This is a genomic window from Oceanobacillus sp. CAU 1775 (assembly GCF_054482815.1).
This window is the reverse complement of the sequence record NZ_JBTLRO010000004.1, coordinates 190681-209029: the sequence shown is the minus strand read 5'-3', so window position 1 is coordinate 209029 and position 18349 is coordinate 190681. Positions and strand designations below refer to the sequence as shown.

Below are 18349 nucleotides of genomic sequence, written 5' to 3'. Positions count from 1 at the left end.
ATGAAAGAAGGCCAGTCTTATATTACATGTTATAGAAAGCGTATATAAATAACCCTATATTTAATACAATTAAAATAGGAATTCCAACTGTAAACCTCGCATGTTTTGTTTTATGACGAAATAACTTCATACCAATATATGTACCGATTGCACCACCAAGAATGGAAAGCAAGAAAAATGTTCTTTCCGGAATTCTAAATTGATTTTTAATCGCTTTTTGTTTATCAATCCGCATTAAATAGAATGTAATAATATTTACTACAGCAATATATGCAAAAAGTGAATTCTCCATAATATTATATCCCCTTAAAGTAAAAAAAGGTCAATTCCATATCAAACGGAATCGACCTAATTGTTATTTTTTAAGTGCGTCTTTAGCTTGGTTTGCTAATTGAGTAAATGCTTCTGCATCATTGATTGCAAGATCTGAAAGCATTTTACGGTTAATATCAATACCAGCTAATTTTAAGCCGTGCATTAATTTGCTATATGAAAGCTCATTTAAACGTGCTGCAGCATTAATACGAGTAATCCATAACTTACGGAAATCACGTTTCTTCTGTCTGCGGTCACGATATGCATACTGTCCTGATTTAATAACCTGTTGTTTTGCTACTTTAAATAATTTACTCTTAGAGCCGTAATATCCTTTAGCTAACTTAAGGATACGTTTACGACGACGGCGTGTTACTGTTCCACCTTTTACACGTGCCATTTTAATTCCCTCCTAGTACTATATCTTTCCAATTTTATTCTCGTAACTACTACTTATTTAGGTAGCATAGAATCGATGCGTCTTAAATCTCCAGCTGAGACCATAGCACCTTTTCTTAGTTTACGTTTTTGTTTTTGAGATTTATTTGCGAATAAGTGACTTGTATATGCTTGAGATCTTTTTAGATTTCCAGATGCAGTTCTCTTAAAACGTTTTTGTGACCCTTTATGGGTTTTCATTTTTGGCATTACATATCCTCCTAAGCTATAATTACAACATATTTTATTAAAAATGCTTAAGCACCTTTAAAATTATCTTACTAAATAAGAATGTTATTGTTTCTCAGTTAATGGAACTACCATCATAAACATGTTACGACCTTCCATTTTAGGTTTTTGTTCAACCGTTGCAATATCCTTTACTTCTTCAGCGAAGCGATCTAACACTTCACGACCAAGTTCTTTATGGGTAATCGCACGACCACGGAAGCGAACAGCAACCTTAACCTTATCGCCTTTTTCCAAGAATTTTCTAGCGTTCTTCAGTTTCGTTTCAAAATCATGATCGCCAATACCTGGTGTAAAACGGACTTCTTTTACATTGATAACTTTTTGTTTTTTACGCGCTTCTTTATCTTTCTTTTGCATTTCGAAGCGGTATTTACCATAGTCCATAATACGAGCTACTGGTGGTTTTGCATTAGGAGCAACTAAAACTACATCTAGATTTCTTGTTTGTGCAATTTCCATTGCTTCTTGATGTGTCTTCACACCTAGCTGATCACCGTTTGAATCAATTAATCGAACTTCTCTCGCACGAATCTTCTCATTAACATTCATATTATCTTTGCTAATCTCGAGCCACCTCCAAAATTTTTGTACTTCTGATCTTTATTGACAGGTTTATTTACACATAAAAAAAAGTGTCGGTATCTACTGCACCCACACGTGTCCCCTAAATATATTAGAATATCTCTAGGAACCAGCCAACTACTTAAAACAGTGTTGGACAGGTGAGAAGCGGGTGCTTCTACTTGTCTTTAGATCATATTATTTAATTCAACTTTTAAAGTATAGCATTCTATATGTTTTTTGTCAAACCAACCTTGGAAAATTTATTAATATACTATATACTACTATTGGAATTAAAAAGTCGAGGTGCTTGCATGAAAAATGTTAATTGGTCATTTTTAATCTTAGCCGTTTTAGTTGTAACTATGTTTATTGCAGTTGGATTTGCGATTGCGCTACGTAATGTCTGGCTGATTATATTGTTTATAGTATTAGGATTTTTCTTAATGGGATACGGTATTTCATTGAAAAGAAAAGCAAAGTGACTCTATTCAACAGTCACTTTCTTCCCTCTTCTATAAACTTTAATAGTTGGCCTTGTAACATAGTGTTACAAGTAAGAATGGTATTAACTTTAAGCATTTCTGGTTTTTCACCGTACAGGTTCGTTGTCACACCACCAACTTCATTTACAAGTACCATACCCGCTGCAATATCCCATGGTGCAAGCCGCATGGAAAAATACCCATCAAGTATTCCCTCTGCTACATAAGCAAACTCTAATGCTGCTGAACCATATGTACGAGTACCACGGACAGTTTTTACTAACTTCTGCATCTCTCGTTCATCAACTATCCGATTTTCACAGAGAAAATGATGATTTAATGCAATAATCGTCTCATTTAAATCCTTATCCATTTGAAGTTTCGGTAAACGGATGTCATTTTTGAAAGCACCTTCTGTACGCTTTGCATGGTATAATTCATCTGCCATGACATCATAAATTAATCCAATTTCCCCAACTCCATCTACATAAACTCCAATAGAAATAGCAAAGTTCTTCTTCTGATGGACAAAGTTCATTGTTCCATCAATTGGATCAATGATCCATACAATGCCTTCTAACTTTTCTACATCATCACCAAAACCCTCTTCACCAATTATTAAATGATTAGGATATGCTTCTTTTATTTTAGAAATGAAATAAATTTCCGTATCTTTATCGATTTCTGTCACAAGGTCGTTTGGATTCGATTTAGTAGTAATGGTATGTGGCTCATACATTTTGTCTTTAATTCGCTGCCCTGCTTCTAAAATCCATTGCTTAGCATTTGTATAAATTTCTTCACGAACTAAGTTATCCAATACTATTTCCCCCAGTGTTTCAATTTATCTCATATTGTACCAGAAAATGAATGGTTATTCACAATAAAAGGACTCCATATTTATTTGACCATCAAAAAGATACCCAAATAAATATAAAGTCCTGTAGCTTAAATTTCATCTTCAGTTAATTTTGTTAGTTGATAGTGTAGTGCCTTTAATTTTTCTTTTGCTTTAATGATTTCCGTCGTATCATCAGCCTGCATCGCCTCAAAAAGATTCATCAACTCATAATCTATTTCCATTCGAACAACTGGCAACTTCTGTTTGGCTTCCTGTTTCTCAATTGCCTGCATAAGATACTTCATTTTATCACACCTCTCTATTGTAGAGCTTTCGATTTATTCTTTATTTTAGTTTATGATGATTTCTACAGGAAGTTCTATTTATAAGCGGAACTTATATTTCTTATCTTTGTTTTTCCCATAATTTACGAATTTTAAACATCTGAAAACTCTAAAAGCTTATAAATAAATAATAAAGTCATGTAAATTGACAAAGGAAAGTGATTCCTTAATAATTATTATTGTAATGTATTTTCGAGAAGGGATGAGTTGTATGGGTTTTTCTGGGTTTACTGAACATGATTTTAATACATTTTTAATAGATGGATTAGACGCACGAATGGAAGCAATTCAAAATCGAATTCAGCCTAAGTTTCAAATTCTTGGTGAGGAACTTACACAAGAATTATCTATGAAACTCGGAAATGAAATGTATCTACATATTGCAAGACATGCAAGAAGAACTGTAAATCCTCCGAATGATACTTGGTTAGCAATTTGCGATAATAAGCGAGGATATAAAAAACATCCACATTTTCAAGTAGGATTATTTGATGATCGACTTTTTATTTGGTTAGCACTCATTTATGAATTACCAAGTAAACAAAATATCGCTAAGGCTTTTCTAGATAGCTACAACGATATTAAAGATCTGCCTGACGATTTTGCAGTGTCGCTTGATCATATGAAAAAAGATTTTATTTCATTAGATGATCTTTCGGAGAAACATCTCAACCGCTTCAGAGATGTTAAAAAAGCTGAATTATTAGTAGGGAGAGTCTTGAATTTTGATGACCCGATTGTGCAGGACGGCGATAAACTCTTAAAGACAATCAAGGATACATATCAAGATCTGATTCCTTTCTATCAATTAGCAATGCGCTCCAGATAGTAAAACCGATGTGATTTAACTAATCACATCGGTTTTTATCTTTTAATACATCTTTATATATTTTTCATCTGTTTCTCTTGCTCTTTTTACAACCAGATATGCACTATAATTAGAAGACTGCTCAAACTCTTTAAACAAAGTCTTTTCCTCACTTTTTGAAGGAACAATTTCCTTGAATCGACGATATAGTGCGATGATATCATCACGTAATACTTTGGATTCATATGCTTTTTCAATCAATGAAAAGAATTGAACGACATCAACGATTTCTTCTGTTGACCAACTTTCATCTATTGGATATTGATACGCCATAAATCTTCACCTCATTTTGACCATTTATTTCGGATTTCTTCAGCCTCATTTATAATGTTATTAATCAACTCTTCAACGGTGGGAATATCGTGGATTCGCGCAACAGCCTGTCCTGCCCAACCGAATCCTTTCGTATCATCACCTTCTAAAATATATTGATTATTTACTTTGCCACTTATGTAATCTTTCAGGGCTTCGTATCCGAGGTTTTGTTCTTCAATTTCTAAGATTTTATCTGCCCAAGGCCCTTTAAGTACTCTTGCTGGAGCACCAATGCTTCGCTTGATTACAACTGTGTCTTCTTCATTAGCATCTAAAATGGCTTGTTTATAACCTTGATGGGCATGACTTTCTTTTGTTGCGATGAACCTTGTACCCATTTCAATACCTTCTGCACCAAAGCTAAGTGCAGCCATTAAACCTCGACCATCTACAATTCCACCTGATGCAATGACAGGGATTGACACATTATCAACTACTTGCGGAGTTAGAATAAAAGTACCTACATCACTGCGCCCAAGATGGCCACCACCTTCTTGACCAACAACCATCACAGCATCAGCCCCTAATTCTTCAGCCTTTTCTGCTTGTCTACGTGCTGCAACTAAAACGAGTTTCTTCATATTATGTCCGCTAACCATATCCAATACACCTTTTGGATTTCCACCAGTAACAGAAATAACTGGAACCTGTTCTTCGATCGCTACCTCAACCATTTCTTCAAAAGGTCTGCCATGTTGGCCAATCGCATAATTCACACCGAATGGTTTGTTTGTCATCGCTTTCATCTTTCTTATTTCTTCACGTAGCGCATCAGGTGAATCGAGTGACATTGCCGTTACTTGTCCTAGACCACCTGCATTTGAAACTGCTTCAGCCAAGTCTGAGTATGCAAGATGAGCTAATCCACCTTGAATAATTGGATATTTAATTCCTAATAATTTTGTAACCCTTGTTTCAAAAGTCATTGCCCTATCCCCTCTCCAACATTTCTCTAACACTAGTTTAGCATTAGTTTCTTCAATCTGTTAATAAAATAGTATGAGTAAAGGAAAAGAGAAAACAACTCATATCTTTATTTGATGTTTCTATCTTACAGAACAAGGTACTTCTATACTAATCTGATTTTAATCTTTTTACTAACGATATCTAAGTCAATAGAAAGTTAGATTAACTTACTTGCATATTCAAGTTTCTTGTAGGAAAATTGATGGATAACAATATATTAGAGTGGGTGAAGGAGTTTGACCTTATTAATTGTAGGCATTATTTTATTATTTATCGCATCTAGTTATTTTTCTGGAAGTGAAACAGCCTTGACTGCAACAAACGAAATGAAGCTACAACTTAAAGCTGCAAATGGTGACAAAAAAGCAGAACGCTTATTAAAATTGGTCAATAATCCTGATTTATTTATCCCTGGGATATTAATTGCAAACAATGTACCTAACATTGTTCTACCCTCACTTGTGACGATTGTAGCACTTGAGTATGAATGGAACTTAGCAATTACGACAGCCATATTGACAGTATTAATTATCATTTTTGCAGAAGTTATGCCGAAGTCCGTTGCGGCAGCGTTTCCAGAGCGAATTGCTCATATTGTCTATTACCCGACAATGATTATTCTTCAGATTTTGAAACCTTTCATTTGGGCTTTGAACCTACTGACAAGAACAACAATCAAGCTTCTCGGGCAAGATGATGGTAAGCAAATAACAATTTCTAAGGCAAAGATGCGCGCAATGGTAGATATTGCACATACAGAAGGAACGTTTAAAAGTGACGAGATGAGTCGTCTAAAGTCTGTATTAGATTTTAAAAGTTTAAATATCGCTGACGTTTTAAAAACACATCGTATTGACATGCAATCTCTCTCTATACATACAACTTATGAGGAAGCATATGAGTTTGTATTATCTAATCGTTACACGCGTTATCCTATTTACGATAAAGATGTGGATCATCTTGTAGGAGTGTTTCATTCAAAAGCAATGCTTGCTTGGGCGCAAAATCCCGAAAAGAGCATTCGGGAATATGCAGATATGGATCCATTATATGTTTTTGAATTTAACTCGATTGATGTAGTATTTAAGCGAATGATGCAGGAACAGAAGCATATCGCAATCGTTTTAGATGAGTATGGTGGTACAGAAGGCTTAATTACTCATGAGGATTTAATTGAAACGATGATTGGACAAGATATTGAGGATGAATTGGATGAGCATAATTCATTAATTATTAAAAATACAGGGACAAAGATAGTTTGTGATGCAAAACTATCCTTACATCAACTAAATAATGTCTTTCAAACAAACATTCCGGAAGATGCTGATAGTTTGGCTGGATTTATTCTCACGATGTTTAACTACCTACCGCAAACCGGTGATGCATTCACTTATGAGAATCTAGAATTTAAAATATTGAGTGCAAACGAACGAAAAATTAATCTCGTTGAAATTAATAAAAAAGAGGATGTCTCTTAGTAGACTTCCTCTTTTTACTTTTCGCCTATCCATGATTCCACTGATAAATTTAATCTGAGAGTCTGCATACTTAGGTGTTAATTCTACTAGAGCTTTTCTATACTTTTTACACATTCATTGATTTTTTTATAGAAACTAAGCTCTAAGTCGGTCATAGCAACACCTAGAAATATTACAAGAGATGAAATTATTGGTTTTCTGATTTTGTTTGAGTTTACATATAATCTTGTTCTGTTAAAATGGGTTTACTTGGTTTAAAGGAGGATTTTTTTGAATAAAAAATGGTTAGTGAGTATATCTCTCGTGTTACTCGTATTTCTTCTCGCTGCTTGCAGTGGTGATGAGGAATCAAAAGAAGAATCAGAAACGTCAACGCAGGAAGCTGAAGCAATCCCAGGGGCAGGTGCAGAAATGCCGGAGCCTGATTTAGAGGGCATTCCTGATGTGGTTGCAGAAATAAACGGTGAAGAACTTTCAAAAGAAGAATTTGAAATGACTTATACTTCTCAATTTCAACAAGCAATGATGCAAGCACAGATGAGTGGTGAAGAAGTTGACCAAGAACAATTGAAAGCTCAGGTTGTTGATGCTTTGATTGGTCAAAAGCTTATTGTACAAGAAGCTGAAAAGAATGATTTTGAGGTTTCAGAAGAAGAGATGAATGAAACACTTGATATCCTTGTCCAACAAAATGGGCTTGAAACTCAAGAAGCACTTCTTACTGCTTTAGAAGAGCAGGGCACGAGTGAAGATGAAGTTATGTCTGTGATTGAGACACAAATCAAAATAGATAAGCTTATTGCTCGTGAATCTGGTGATGTTGAGCCGTCAGAAGAAGAGGTTCAAGAGATGTATGATATGTATGTCGCTCAGTTAGAACAGATGAATGAGGAAAATGAGGAAGAAGTAGAGGTTCCATCGTTTGAAGAATTAGAACCGGATCTCATTGCACAAATTAAAGCAGCAAAAGAATCAGAAACTTATCAGAAGCTTATTGAAGAACTTCGCTCAGATGCGGATATCACTAAAAATTTATAAGCTGAAAATTATTATGAAAACGCTCAGAAATTTCTGAGCGTTTTTTGCTTGTCATTTATATTAAGTGATTCTGGTATTTTCAACCTCAACCGAACCTATTATTCTATTTGCTTTTTATTTAACTTCTATTAAATTAGGGTCAACTATTTCATAACCATTTTCTCGTAGCCCCAAAACAATTCCTTCTAGCGCATCCTTTGTCCATTCTCGATCATGCATTAAAAGGTTTGCACCTGGTTTTAATAGTGAATAGTCAATATCAATTTCTGGTGCTTCTCCAGTGATCATTGCTTCTGTTAGTTTTTCTGCATTCATATAGGGCTCAAAGTAATCATAGCCATACGTCCAATTCATAAGCACCATTCCGTCTTCCTCAACGACAGCCTTTGAATAATCCGAGTTCATTCCGTGAGGCGCGCGGAAGAACTTTGGTCTTTCTCCAATAATTTCTTCGACTCTATCACTTAAACTAATAATCTCTTCATATTGTTCATCTTCAGGAATATCAGGAATAACCGGATGTGAATACGTGTGGTTTCCAATCAAGAAGCCCATTTCATGAATTTGTTTTAAAGCCTCTTCTTCTTCAGGTGAATCTAAAAAATGACCATTCACAAAAAAGATTGCATTTGCATCTAGATTGCTTAATATTTCTGCCATTTCTAATGTATAAGTTGCTGGAGCGTCATCAATTGTTAGTAAAACAACATCCTCTTCGACTCCATCTCCTAGAGGTACAACTGATGAGTTCTCATCAATATAATATTGTGCTTCTATAATTTCTTCTTGTTCTTCACTTGTTTCCTCTTTGTCATTTTCAATATCTTTTTCTGTTGCTTCAATATTATCGTTATCTTCTGTTTGCTCTTCGGCAATATTATCTTCTTCTACAGGCTCGGTTGTTTCGTTTTCTTCATTATCGGCACACGCTACTAGTAAAAGTATTAGTGTTAATAGGCTTATAGTTAATTTTTTCATTCGTAATATTCCTCCTGATGTAAGCTACTACCATAATTATAGAGATTAGGAAAATAAATAACAAGAAAAAACGGTAGCCTGATTTAGACTACCGTTTGAATATCAGTTATTACTTCATCATATGAATCGGTTTACCAATCGCTACTTCTGCTGCTTCCATTGTGATTTCTCCCAATGTTGGATGTGCGTGGATTGTTAAAGCAATATCTTCTGCAGTCATTCCAGCTTCTACCGCTAGTCCGATTTCAGAAATCATATCACTCGCATTTGGCCCGGCAATTTGACCACCAAGCACTAGACCGTCTTCTTCACGTGTAACAAGTTTCAAGAAGCCGTCCGTTGCATTAAGTGAAAGTGCACGTCCATTTGCTCCGAATGGGAATTTCCCAACCTTAACTTTGTAACCTGCATCTTTAGCTTCTTGTTCTGTTAAACCAACAGACGCTAATTCTGGTTCTGTGAATGCAACAGCTGGCATTCCGATATAATCAATTTCAGATTTCTCTCCACTGATTACTTCTGCTGCAACTTTACCTTCGTATGACGCTTTATGTGCTAAGGGTAAACCTGCAGTAATATCACCAATTGCATAAATGTTATCCAGGTTTGTACGGCATTGTTTATTCGTCTTCACTAGTCCTCTTTCATCTAGTTCAAGACCAATTTCTTCTAAACCGATTTCACTTGTATTCGGTTTACGGCCGACTGTAACCATTACGTAATCTGCTTCAATTGTTTCTTCTTTACCTTTAACTTCATACGTAACTTTAACTCCGCTATCAGTCTCTTCTACACCTTTAGCCATTGCTTCTGTTACGATTGTTGCACCTTTACTCTTCAAACGCTTTTTAACAGGTTGTGTCATTTGTTTTTCGAAACCACTTAGAATGTCTTTTGCACCTTCAAGGAACACAACTTCTGTACCAAAGTTAGCATAAACAGATCCTAACTCAGTACCCACATAACCTGCACCGATGACTACTAACTTTTTAGGAATTTCTTTTAAGTTAAGAGCACCAGTTGAATCTAAAACTCTTTCAGAGAATTTAAAGCTAGGAATTTCGATTGGAGTAGAACCTGTAGCAATAATACAATTTTTAAACTTGTAAGTTTGCGAGTTTTTCTCATCCATAATTTTTGCAGTATTTTGATCTACAAAGTAAGCTTCACCATTTACAATATCTACTTTATTACCTTTAAGTAAACCTTCAACACCTGAAGTAAGCTTATCAACGATGGAAGATTTCCATTCTTGAACTTTTGAAAAATCAACAGTAACGTTCTCTGCCTTAATTCCAAGCTCATCGATTCCATGAGCTTCTGCAGCCTTTTGGCCAGCTGAAATTAATGCTTTAGAAGGTATACAACCAACGTTTAGACAAACGCCACCTAAAGCACCTTTATCTACGATTGTTACTTTTTGTCCTAGTTGTGCAGCACGGATTGCAGCAACATAACCACCTGGTCCTGCTCCTACAACAAGTGTATCAACTTCTACCGGAAAATCTCCTACTACCATTCTATTACGCCTCCATCATGATTAGTTGTGGATCATTAAGTACTCGTTTAATTTGGTTCAATGCCAACTGCGCAGTTGCACCATCAACAAGACGATGATCAAAGCTTAGAGATAATGCAAGTACAGGAGCAATTACAACTTCACCATTGCGTACAATTGGTTTTTCTGCAATTCTACCGATTCCAAGGATAATAGCTTCAGGGTAATTCAGAACTGGTGTAAACCACTGACCACCTGCAGAACCAATATTTGTAATTGTGTTCGAAGCTCCAGACATTTCCTCTGCTGTTAGTTTACCATCCCTAGCTTTTTCTGCCAAGATACTGATTTCTTTAGAAATATCAAATAATGATTTTCTATCAGCGTCCTTGACTACAGGAACTAATAAACCACGATCTGTGTCTGCTGCAATTCCAATATTATAATAATGTTTCTCAACAATTTCTTCTGTTTCTTCATCAATCATTGAATTAATTACTGGATACTTTTTAGATGCTGAAATCAAAGCTTTAACAACATACGGTAAGAATGTTAATTTGATATCTTGTTCTGCTGCGATATCTTTAAATTTCTTACGATGTGCAACAAGTTCTGTCACATCTACTTCATCCATAAGTGTCACATGTGGCGCTTTTGTTTTCGAATTTACCATAGCTTTTGCGATAGCTTTACGTATATTTGTCATTTTTTCTCTTGTTTCAGGATATGTTCCTGTAGGTACTGTAACAGATTTTTCTTTCACTTCTTCTGTTTCTTCTATGCTTTCCGTTTCAGTAGTATCTTCTTTAACCGAATCACCACTTAAGAATGCATCAATATCTTCTTTTAAAATCCTACCGTTTTTTCCGCTACCTGAAACATCTTTAATATTTACATCTTGTTCACGAGCGTATTTCCTTACAGATGGCATCGCAATAATCATTGTAGAATCATCTTCATCGGATGCTTCTACTTCTTGCTTGTCTTCTGTTTTGGTTTCTACTTTCGTTTCTGTATCTTCTTCAGGCTTTGTTACTTCTGGTTCAACTTTCGTCGTTTCTTCAGCTTCGTCGGATTCATAGCCTTCTGCGTCAATTGTAACAAAGACATCACCAACGCGAGCTACTTCACCCTCTCCCACTTTGATACTTTTAACTGTACCTTCAACAGGGGAAGGGATTTCTACGACAGCTTTATCATTTTGAACCTCACATAAAACATCATCTTCATTAATTGCATCGCCTTCTTTAACAAACCACTTAACAATCTCACCTTCAGCGATTCCTTCACCGATGTCAGGGAATTTAAATTCAAATGCCATTCTATCTACCTCCTATCGATTTTTTTTAGAAGTTAATTACTTGTTTTGCTTTCTCAATTACATCGTTATGGTTAGGTAACCAAATTTCTTCCGCTTCTGAGAATGAATATACTGTATCTGGAGCTGTTACACGTAATACTGGTGCTTCTAGATGTAGAATTGCTCTTTCTTGAATCTCAGCCATCACGTTAGCTGCAACACCAGCTTGACGTTGTGCTTCTTGAACAACAACTACACGATTTGTTTTCTTAACTGATTCAAGAATTGTATCATAATCAATTGGAGATACAGTTCTTAAATCAATTACTTCTGCTTCAATTCCTTCTTTAGCAAGCTCTTCAGCAGCTTTCAAACAAGTATGAACCATTGCGCCGTATGCAACAAATGTAATATCTTTACCTTCGCGTTTAACTGCAGCTTTACCAATTTCAATTGTATACTCTTCCTCTGGAACCTCTTCACGGAATGAGCGGTACAGCTTCATATGTTCTAGGAAGATTACAGGGTCATTGTCGCGAATTGCAGAAATTAATAATCCTTTAGCTTCATAAGGAGTAGATGGTATAACAACTTTCAATCCAGGTTGTTGAGCTACTAAACCTTCTAATGAGTCAGCATGTAACTCAGGCGTGTGAACTCCCCCACCGAATGGAGCGCGAACTGTAATTGGTGCGTTAAAATGTCCACCAGACCTGTAACGCATACGTGCCATCTGTCCACTCACAGAGTCCATAACTTCATATAAGAAACCGAAAAATTGAATTTCCGGAACTGGGCGATAACCTTGTAGAGCCAATCCGATTGCTAGACCACCGATTCCTGATTCAGCTAATGGTGTGTCAAATACTCTTTCTTCACCAAACTCTGCTTGTAGTCCTTCTGTAGCACGGAAAACCCCACCGTTTTGTCCAACGTCTTCACCGAATACAAGCACATTTTCATCATTCTTTAACTCATTGCGCATTGCATCTGTAATAGCTTGAATCATCGTCATTTGTGCCATGATTTACTTCGACTCCTTTGCTTCATATACTTCTAACTGTTCTTGTAAGTTAGCTGGAAGTTCTTCATACATATTATTAATTAAGTCAGTAACTTTCTGTTTCGGATACTGATCCGCTTTTTTAATTGCTTCTTTAATATCTTCTTTTGCTTCTTCAATTACTTTTTCTTCATCTGCTTCTGTCCATAAGTTTTTCGACTCAAGGAATTTACGGAAACGGACAATCGGGTCTTTTTTCTCCCATTCTTTATCCAGATCTTCTGTACGGTAACGTGTTGGATCGTCCCCTGACATTGTATGAGGGCCGAAACGGTAAGTAAGTGTTTCAATTAATGTTGGTCCTTCTCCATTAATTGCACGGTCACGAGCGTCTTTCGTTGCTGCGTAAACTGCAAGAACGTCCATCCCATCTACTTGAATTCCTTCGATACCTGCTGCAACTGCTTTTTGAGCTAATGTTTTAGCAGCTGTTTGCTTTTCTACTGGAACAGAGATTGCAAATCGGTTATTTTGTACGATAAAGATAGCTGGTGCTTTATATGCTCCTGCCATATTGATTCCTTCATAGAAGTCACCTTGTGATGTACCACCATCACCTGTATATGTTATCGCTACATTTTGTTTGCCTCTTAATTTCATTCCTAAAGCAACACCTGCAGCTTGAACGTATTGTGCACCAATTATAATTTGTGGAGCAAGCGCATGTAGATCATCATGGTATTGATTTCCATGAAAATGCCCTTTTGAGAACAGGAATGCTTGGTATAAAGGTAAGCCCTGCCAAATTAATTGTGGAACATCACGGTAACCCGGTAAAATGAAGTCTTCTTTCTCAATTGCAAATTGACTTCCTAGCTGTGATGCTTCTTGACCAGCAGTTGGTGCATAGAAGCCTAATCTTCCTTGACGGTTTAACGCAATTGAACGTTGATCAAGAATTCTAGTGTATACCATTCTACGCATTAACTCTTTTAAGTCATCGTCTGAAAGCTCTGGCATATCCTCTTCGTTAACGATTTCTCCATCCTCATTCAAAATCTGGAACATTTCAAATTGACTTTCAATACTCTCTAATACATGTTTCAAGATGGTCACTCTCCTTTAAAATAATCTGTTATATAAAATATTTTTAAATTACTGGTACAAAGCATGTCCTTCTAAATATTATCTTATTTTATGTAATTGGTCAATTACAAAGTTTAGTCACATAATCACCACTATAACAAGCCGCATTTGATGTTATAGAACAATCAAAAAACTTATTTCTGTTGCAATACAGAACAACAGTGAATACTAATACAGTAAGTACATGAAGCATGTATAAAAGAATAAAGGCCACCTTAGGGGCAGCCGTAAGCGTTTTGTTATTTAATTATTATCTTTGCTTGATCTCGTTGTCGGTTTTCCATATTTTCGGTAATGTTCTCTTTCATCGGAGTCTGCATTTTCATACCATTCTTTCGCAGTATCAATTGCAATCGGAATTGCCCGTCCTTCTTCATAACCATCATCAACCATCGAATTTGCAATATCAATTGCTTTTTTCCTCGTCACATCTTCTAGGTTTTTCATAGAGTCAGGATAATCTTCCATTGTCCAAGGCATCTATATCACTCCTTTAGTAGTAATTATTTCCCTTCAAGCCTGGAATGAAACATGGGGTCGGTTCTCCTGTCGCACTAGAGTGCAACAGGAGAACCGACCCCATGTTTCATTAAAAATTATTCACTTTCTTCATTTTGATTGTAGGTAACATTCATTTCTGCGGCTTCATAGAATTCTTTTTTAAATTGATTATACGAAACAGTTAATTCATTAAATTGATCATTTAATGTAAAGATTGATTCATAACTTTCATTAACTTTTTCAATATGTTCATTTAACGTTTCTTGCTCTAAGTCTTCTAATTGAAGCATTTCATATAATTCCCTCTCTAATTGCAGGGATTCCATATAGGCGGCATATAGCTCATCATAGGTTGAGTAGCGTTCGACCATGGTATTATACATTTCATTTGCTTTCTCATTTGCAGCTTCATCTTCAAGGTCAGTTAATAAATCTTCTATAGAATGGAATTCTTCACTTGCGCTAGTGATACTCTCCTGCTCTAGATTAACTTTCTCCTCACGTTCATCAATGACAGCTAATGCTTCATTAGCAAGTGCAGTTATTTGATCAAATTCATCCATATCTAATTCAATAATTTCTGCATAAATATCTTGTTCCTGCTTTTCTAACGTAGTAATTTCACTTTGTTGATTTTTGTAGTCTTCTTCTAAGACAACTGTTTCTTCCAGGTGCATATGTATTTTTTCTGCTGTACTTTCACCGCTACATGCAGCAAGTACAGTTACTAACCCTATCAATAGAATGATAATCCATTTTCGAGCCATTCTTTTCCCCCCTAAAATCATTTTCTAAGCACATCTTCAATGAGTATAACACAATCTATTGTCCCACCGAAAGTACGGTTATCCATCGTATATATAGTTAATATATGTGTTATGTAGATTTAGTATGTTAAAATAGTAGCAAACATATACTTACTTGTACAATCACAGAGTTAGGAGAAATGATAAATGATTACGATGGACGATATAGTTCGTGAGGGACACCCTTCCTTAAAAAGAACTGCAAAAGAAGTGGAAGTACCTATCTCGACTGAAGATAGAGAGTTATTAGAGGATATGCTAACATTTTTAAAAAATAGCCAGGATGATGAAATTGCGGAAAAATACAAGCTACGACCAGGCGTTGGCTTAGCTGCACCTCAGCTAGGGATAGAAAAAAGATTAATCGCTGTTCATTTTGAAGATACAAATGGAAAGTTATATAGCTACGGACTTGTTAACCCTAAAATTGTTTCGCACTCGGTGGAGGAAACATTTTTACAGACTGGTGAAGGTTGTTTATCGGTAGATCGTGAAATCGAGGGGTATATTCACCGTTATAAACGAATTACAGTTAAAGCAACTGATATGGATAACAATCCAGTGAAGCTACGTCTGAAAGGTTATATTGCTGTTGTCTTCCAACATGAAATCGACCATTTAAATGGAATTATGTTTTATGATCATATTAATAAAGAAAATCCATTTTTCATTCCAGACAATTCATCACCCGTTGAATAATAAATAAAAGATGTCCACTTAGTTGGGCATCTTTTATTATTATTTGGGCATGTATAAATTAAGGAGTTTGGCAAAAAATACTAGTATCTAGCAACAACACATTTAATTTTGTTATTTCAAATGATTTTAGCTCGTAAGAATAGGGTAATACTATAAATAGTGATTAAAATTAATTATTTTTTTGTTTATCATTTCAAATTTCTTAATTTCGTACTATACTATAGATAAGTCGATTGGAACGGTATAATGTTTTGTTGCTTTTCTTAATTTATGAAAGGAGACGTGTGTAAACATGTTAAAACGCCTTAGAGAAAAGCTGAAGAAACGTTGGAAAGACTTTATAGGTGGAAAAGGACGTGTACCTACAACTTATAAATAGAACTGCATAAATAAGTAGACTTAGAAGTTTTCCTTTTAAATCTACGTTCGTGCAAATTTGGTTCCAAAGAAATTTGGTAACTATAGTTTCTACAACCAATCACAATTTAATAAATTCTTTATGTATGCCACGGAAACATACATTGGAAATTAATAAATAGCGTCAACATGTATTATTGATCGAAATGTCACGATACATGGCTTATTTGATACGTCGTAAAAGAAAATGATAGGAGAGATTAAATGATATTTAAAGTATTATTCCAAGAAATAGCTGATGAAGTTCCTGTAAGAGAAAGAACGAAAAGTATTTATATTGAGGCAGACTCAGTACGTGATGTACGTGAGCTGTTAAAAGAAAGAAACTATAATATCGAGTATATCCAAGAATTAGATGAGGCACATCTAGCATATGAAAAACAATCCGAAACCTTTGAATTGGAGAAATTTTAAATTATGAAATTCGTAAAAAATGACCAAACTGCAGTCTTTGCTTTAGGCGGACTCGGTGAAATTGGTAAAAATACGTATGCAGTTCAGTTTCAAGATGAGATCATCATTATTGATGCTGGAATTAAATTCCCTGAGGATGAGTTATTAGGAATTGATTATGTTATTCCTGATTATACGTATTTAGTCCAAAACCAAGACAAAATTAAAGGATTGATTATTACCCACGGACATGAGGACCACATTGGTGGAATCCCTTATCTGTTACGTGAAATAAATGTGCCGATTTATGCTGGAAAACTCGCTATTGGGTTAATTAGAAACAAACTCGAAGAACATGGTTTATTAAGAAATGCAAAACTAACGACAATTCAAGAAGACGATGTTATTAAATTCCGTAAAACATCTGTAAGTTTTTTCCGTACAACGCATAGTATTCCTGATTCATACGGGGTAGTTGTTAAGACTCCTCCAGGAAATATCGTTCATACAGGTGATTATAAATTTGATTTTACTCCAGTTGGAGAACATGCCGACTTAACGAAGATGGCAGAGATCGGAAAAGAAGGCGTACTTTGCTTACTATCCGATAGTACAAACAGTGAAGTTCCAGGTTTTACAATGTCAGAAAGCGTAGTTAGTGAAAGTATCAACGATATTTTTAATCGTGTAGAAGGTCGTTTAATTTTCGCAACCTTTGCATCAAATATCTATCGCTTGAAGCAAGTAATCGATGCTGCTGTAAAACATGGCCGTAAAGTTGCTGTATTTGGACGCAGTATGGAAAACGCAATTAATTTAGGGTTAGAGCTTGGCTATATCCATGCTCCAAAAGAAACATTTATTGATAACCATCAAATTAATCGCCTGCCTGCTGATGAAATTGCAATTTTATGTACTGGTTCACAGGGTGAAGCGATGGCTGCCTTATCAAGAATTGCTAACGGTACGCACAAGCAAGTACAATTAATTCCTGGAGACACGGTAGTATTCTCATCTTCTCCAATCCCAGGAAATACGATTAGTGTTAGTAGAATTATAAATAAACTATACCGCGCAGGCGCAGAAGTTATCCATGGTCAATTAAGTAACGTCCATACTTCTGGTCACGGTAGTCAAGATGAACAGAAATTAATGTTACGTCTAATGAAACCAAAATTCTTTATGCCAATCCATGGGGAATATCGTATGTTGGTAGAACATAATAAACTAGCTATAGCTTGTGATGTTGCACCTGAAAACTGCTTCACACTAGATAATGGGGACGTTCTTGCGTTAAGTAAGGATACTGCAGATATTGCAGGTAAAATCCCTGCTGGTACTGTTTATATTGATGGTAGCGGCATTGGTGATATTGGTAATATTGTTCTTAGAGATCGTAGGATTCTATCTGAAGAAGGACTTGTTATCGTTGTAGTCAGCATCAATATGAAAGAATTCAAAATTGCTTCAGGACCAGATATCATCTCTAGAGGATTCGTATATATGAGAGAGTCTGAAGATCTTATTAAAGAAGCGCAAGAACTTGTAACTGTTCATTTAAATAAAGTTATGAGTCGTAGAACGAATCAGTGGTCTGAAATTAAAAATGAAATCACTGATACAATTGCACCATTCTTATTTGAAAGAACAAAACGACGTCCAATGGTACTTCCAATTATTATGGAAGTTTAATTTAAAAAACTTATT

21 protein-coding genes, 1 pseudogene and 1 other annotated feature are annotated in these 18349 nt (G+C 35.5%); of the genes and pseudogenes, 7 read left to right on the top strand and 15 right to left on the bottom strand.

Features of this window, described 5'->3' with window-relative positions; genetic code table 11:
- Positions 1-22 precede the first annotated feature (22 nt).
- The 4 genes from ACXYMZ_RS08955 to infC form a co-directional block, all read right to left on the bottom strand.
- On the bottom strand, positions 23-292 hold the full coding sequence (locus ACXYMZ_RS08955; protein ID WP_458948048.1) for a DUF1294 domain-containing protein: 270 nt from the start codon (positions 290-292) through the stop codon (positions 23-25).
- Positions 293-355: 63 nt separating this feature from the next.
- Entirely contained in the window at positions 356-715 is a 360-nt protein-coding gene (gene rplT / locus ACXYMZ_RS08950) for a 50S ribosomal protein L20 (RefSeq protein ID WP_458948047.1), read from the bottom strand.
- A gap of 53 nt (positions 716-768) precedes the next feature.
- Positions 769-963, bottom strand: coding sequence for a 50S ribosomal protein L35 (gene rpmI / locus ACXYMZ_RS08945; protein WP_458948046.1), 195 nt, complete (start codon positions 961-963; stop codon positions 769-771).
- An 84-nt stretch (positions 964-1047) separates the two neighbouring features.
- Complete coding sequence (infC, locus tag ACXYMZ_RS08940; RefSeq protein ID WP_458948045.1) at positions 1048-1554, bottom strand: translation initiation factor IF-3; 507 nt, start codon at positions 1552-1554, stop codon at positions 1048-1050.
- Between the two features lie 71 nt (positions 1555-1625).
- Positions 1626-1756 (bottom strand) — a sequence feature (ribosomal protein L20 leader region).
- Positions 1757-1880: 124 nt separating this feature from the next.
- On the opposite strand from infC, the gene ACXYMZ_RS08935 reads away from it, so the two are divergent.
- Positions 1881-2051, top strand: a complete 171-nt coding sequence (locus tag ACXYMZ_RS08935; protein WP_458948044.1) for a DUF5325 family protein — start codon at positions 1881-1883, stop codon at positions 2049-2051.
- Positions 2052-2064: 13 nt separating this feature from the next.
- Here the strand turns inward: ACXYMZ_RS08935 and ACXYMZ_RS08930 are convergent, their stop codons facing one another.
- Together ACXYMZ_RS08930 and ACXYMZ_RS08925 are read right to left on the bottom strand one after the other, a co-directional pair.
- Positions 2065-2871: an inositol monophosphatase family protein gene (locus ACXYMZ_RS08930; protein ID WP_458948043.1), complete on the bottom strand. Its 807-nt coding sequence runs from the start codon at positions 2869-2871 to the stop codon at positions 2065-2067.
- Positions 2872-2999: 128 nt separating this feature from the next.
- The gene (locus ACXYMZ_RS08925) at positions 3000-3197 is read right to left on the bottom strand and encodes a hypothetical protein (protein WP_458948042.1); all 198 of its coding nucleotides are present in this window, start codon (positions 3195-3197) and stop codon (positions 3000-3002) included.
- 250 nt (positions 3198-3447) lie between these two features.
- Here ACXYMZ_RS08925 and ACXYMZ_RS08920 point away from each other — a divergent pair, with 250 nt between their 5' ends.
- Positions 3448-4065, top strand: a complete 618-nt coding sequence (locus ACXYMZ_RS08920; RefSeq protein ID WP_458948179.1) for a YktB family protein — start codon at positions 3448-3450, stop codon at positions 4063-4065.
- A gap of 42 nt (positions 4066-4107) precedes the next feature.
- On the opposite strand, the gene ACXYMZ_RS08915 is transcribed toward ACXYMZ_RS08920, so the two are convergent.
- Positions 4108-4377 carry a UPF0223 family protein gene (locus ACXYMZ_RS08915; RefSeq protein WP_458948041.1) on the bottom strand — a complete coding sequence of 90 codons (270 nt, stop codon included), beginning with the start codon at positions 4375-4377 and terminating at the stop codon, positions 4108-4110.
- An 11-nt stretch (positions 4378-4388) separates the two neighbouring features.
- Positions 4389-5345 carry an NAD(P)H-dependent flavin oxidoreductase gene (locus ACXYMZ_RS08910; protein ID WP_458948040.1) on the bottom strand — a complete coding sequence of 319 codons (957 nt, stop codon included), beginning with the start codon at positions 5343-5345 and terminating at the stop codon, positions 4389-4391.
- A gap of 276 nt (positions 5346-5621) precedes the next feature.
- On the opposite strand from ACXYMZ_RS08910, the gene ACXYMZ_RS08905 reads away from it, so the two are divergent.
- Together ACXYMZ_RS08905 and ACXYMZ_RS08900 are read left to right on the top strand one after the other, a co-directional pair.
- Positions 5622-6863, top strand: a complete 1242-nt coding sequence (locus ACXYMZ_RS08905; RefSeq protein WP_458948039.1) for a hemolysin family protein — start codon at positions 5622-5624, stop codon at positions 6861-6863.
- Between the two features lie 270 nt (positions 6864-7133).
- The gene (locus ACXYMZ_RS08900; protein WP_458948038.1) at positions 7134-7901 is read left to right on the top strand and encodes a SurA N-terminal domain-containing protein; all 768 of its coding nucleotides are present in this window, start codon (positions 7134-7136) and stop codon (positions 7899-7901) included.
- A gap of 114 nt (positions 7902-8015) precedes the next feature.
- On the opposite strand, the gene ACXYMZ_RS08895 is transcribed toward ACXYMZ_RS08900, so the two are convergent.
- From ACXYMZ_RS08895 to ACXYMZ_RS08865, 7 genes and pseudogenes are all read right to left on the bottom strand, one after another.
- Complete coding sequence (locus tag ACXYMZ_RS08895; RefSeq protein ID WP_458948037.1) at positions 8016-8879, bottom strand: polysaccharide deacetylase family protein; 864 nt, start codon at positions 8877-8879, stop codon at positions 8016-8018.
- A 109-nt stretch (positions 8880-8988) separates the two neighbouring features.
- The gene (lpdA, locus tag ACXYMZ_RS08890) at positions 8989-10398 is read right to left on the bottom strand and encodes a dihydrolipoyl dehydrogenase (protein WP_458948036.1); all 1410 of its coding nucleotides are present in this window, start codon (positions 10396-10398) and stop codon (positions 8989-8991) included.
- Between the two features lie 4 nt (positions 10399-10402).
- On the bottom strand, positions 10403-11698 hold the full coding sequence (locus tag ACXYMZ_RS08885; protein ID WP_458948035.1) for a dihydrolipoamide acetyltransferase family protein: 1296 nt from the start codon (positions 11696-11698) through the stop codon (positions 10403-10405).
- A gap of 25 nt (positions 11699-11723) precedes the next feature.
- A complete protein-coding gene (locus ACXYMZ_RS08880; protein WP_458948034.1) occupies positions 11724-12701 on the bottom strand; it encodes an alpha-ketoacid dehydrogenase subunit beta in 978 nt (325 codons plus the stop codon).
- Between the two features lie 3 nt (positions 12702-12704).
- A complete protein-coding gene (gene pdhA / locus ACXYMZ_RS08875) occupies positions 12705-13748 on the bottom strand; it encodes a pyruvate dehydrogenase (acetyl-transferring) E1 component subunit alpha (RefSeq protein WP_458948178.1) in 1044 nt (347 codons plus the stop codon).
- Positions 13749-14084: 336 nt separating this feature from the next.
- A pseudogene (locus tag ACXYMZ_RS08870) lies at positions 14085-14306 on the bottom strand (DUF2188 domain-containing protein); the annotation flags it as partial.
- Positions 14307-14422: 116 nt separating this feature from the next.
- Positions 14423-15094 carry a YkyA family protein gene (locus ACXYMZ_RS08865; protein WP_458948033.1) on the bottom strand — a complete coding sequence of 224 codons (672 nt, stop codon included), beginning with the start codon at positions 15092-15094 and terminating at the stop codon, positions 14423-14425.
- A gap of 186 nt (positions 15095-15280) precedes the next feature.
- Here ACXYMZ_RS08865 and def point away from each other — a divergent pair, with 186 nt between their 5' ends.
- The 3 genes from def to rnjA all read left to right on the top strand — a co-directional run bounded on the left by def (position 15281) and on the right by rnjA (position 18334).
- Positions 15281-15832, top strand: a complete 552-nt coding sequence (gene def / locus ACXYMZ_RS08860) for a peptide deformylase (RefSeq protein ID WP_458948032.1) — start codon at positions 15281-15283, stop codon at positions 15830-15832.
- 621 nt (positions 15833-16453) lie between these two features.
- On the top strand, positions 16454-16663 hold the full coding sequence (locus ACXYMZ_RS08855; RefSeq protein WP_458948031.1) for a DNA-dependent RNA polymerase subunit epsilon: 210 nt from the start codon (positions 16454-16456) through the stop codon (positions 16661-16663).
- A 3-nt stretch (positions 16664-16666) separates the two neighbouring features.
- Positions 16667-18334, top strand: coding sequence for a ribonuclease J1 (gene rnjA, locus ACXYMZ_RS08850; RefSeq protein ID WP_458948030.1), 1668 nt, complete (start codon positions 16667-16669; stop codon positions 18332-18334).
- Positions 18335-18349 lie beyond the last annotated feature (15 nt).